At 67.8% G+C, this 348-nt stretch carries 1 pseudogene; it reads right to left on the bottom strand.

Annotated elements, in window-relative coordinates:
• Positions 1-348 (bottom strand): annotated as a pseudogene (locus SB751_RS28740) (heavy metal translocating P-type ATPase); the annotation flags it as partial.

Genomic DNA, 348 nt, shown 5'->3' with positions numbered 1-348 from the left:
CCCGCCATGACACCGTCGACGCCCACGAACACGGCCGAGGCGCCTTCGCTGGCAACGCGCTGAAGGAAGGCCTTGCTCCAGGGCGCCGGCGTCGCGACCGTCGATACATAGGCAAACGAGCCGATCGCAACCACCTGACCGTCGATCTCCCCCGTCAGTCCCGCGCCGGGCTGTTCGACAACACGGGCTGGCACGGCAAGCGAGAGCTTGCGTTCGCGTGCGGCCGTGGTTACCCCCTGGGAAATCACATGCCCCGACGCTTGAGCAAGCGAAGCGGCAAACCGCAACACGCTGTCCGCCGTTGTCCCGGGATCCGTGACGACCGCGACCAGACGAGCATGGCCGCCC

The organism is Cupriavidus sp. SIMBA_020 (genome assembly GCF_046535395.1).
GTDB classification, from domain to species: Bacteria; Pseudomonadota; Gammaproteobacteria; order Burkholderiales; family Burkholderiaceae; genus Cupriavidus; species Cupriavidus campinensis.
This window is presented reverse-complemented; position numbering and strand designations above follow the sequence as displayed.